We start from the raw sequence: 1,418 nt of genomic DNA, 5'->3' as shown, positions 1-1,418 counted from the left end.
AATTACTGGAGATACTACTTACTCGTGTGCTGTTCATGCCTAGCAGTTTTTCTGAGTTTTAGCAGGCTCAGGATCGCATCCTAACGGCTGTGGCATAGTTCTAATAAGCGAGGGTGCAGTACCGTAATTCGTAAGGGATTAACCTGTAAGTTACTGGCCAATAATTTGTAAGAAAGGAGTGATTTTATGTCCAGTACTTTAATCGTAGGAATTGATGTTAGCAGTCAATCCAATTCAATATTCTTTATGGACTCTGAAGGTAACCACCTTATTAAAAAAGCATTCTTCGTAAACAATGACACGGTCGGTGCTGATACTATAATCGCTGAAGCTATTTCCTGTGCCCAGAAGATTAATGCGACCAGCATTAAGTTTGGCATGGAGTCCACATCCCACTACTCCTGGCACCTTCAGCAGTATCTATATAATTCTTCTGAGCTTCTAGGTTTTGATACTCTAGTTTATCTTTTGAATCCCGCCACCGTAAGGGGAATAAAAAAGGTATTTCCTTATACTCAGAAGACTGATACCATTGACGCAAGGATGATTGCTGAAACTGTACGCTTTGGCAATGTTAAGCCATCTCCAAAGCCTGATTTTAGATTTGCAGCTCTTCAGCGTCTAACTAGATATAGGTTTAGCTTAGTTCACACTATAATTAATGAAAAGAACAGAGCTTCAAACCTTATCTATCTTAAGTTCTCATCCTATTCTGAAGACTGCCCATTTAGCAATGTATTTGGCAAGGCCTCAACGGCTTTAATCGAAAAATATACTCCAGACCAGATTGCTAGGCTGTCATCAGAGGAACTTGTTGAATTTATAGTGTCAAACGGAAACAACAGACTTAAAGATCCAAATGTAATAGTTGCTGGTCTTAAAAAAGCCGCAAATAGAGCCTATCGGCTTCATCCAGTGCTGGATGATTCCATTGGATTGTCTTTATCCATGACACTTGAAAATATCCGCTTCTTAGAGAAGCAGCTTGATAAACTCGATAAAGAGATAGAATCTCATCTTAAGGCTTTTAGGCAAACTCTGACTACCATTCCAGGTATCGGCCCTGTTATTTCGGCCGGCCTTGTAGCAGAGATTGGAGACATCTCTAGATTCGATAATGAAGCTGCCCTAGCTAAGTATGCAGGACTCGTTTGGAACAAATATCAATCAGGAAATTTCTGCGGTGAAGAGACTTCTCTTGCTAAGTGTGGTAACCAATATCTTCGTTACTACCTTGTTGAAGCTGCAAACTTTGTAAGGATGCACAGTAATGAGTTTGGAGCTTACTATAACAAGAAGTATGGTGAAGTTAATAAACACCAACACAAGAGAGCTTTAGTCCTCACTGCCCGGAAATTACTAAGACTGATCTTTGCAATGCTAAGCAAAGGTCAAATCTACCGTGAAGGGGGTAATGT

The 1,418-nt window shown here is 40.1% G+C and carries 1 protein-coding gene; it reads left to right on the top strand.

The window, feature by feature from the left end:
* Nucleotides 1–186: 186 nt before the first annotated feature.
* Nucleotides 187–1,418: IS110 family RNA-guided transposase (locus Q428_RS14015; RefSeq protein ID WP_035382029.1), on the top strand; the 1,232-nt coding region annotated here is incomplete at its 3' end.

The sequence above is a fragment of the Fervidicella metallireducens AeB genome (assembly GCF_000601455.1).
Classification (GTDB): Bacteria; Bacillota; Clostridia; order Clostridiales; family Caloramatoraceae; genus Fervidicella; species Fervidicella metallireducens.
This window is presented reverse-complemented; position numbering and strand designations above follow the sequence as displayed.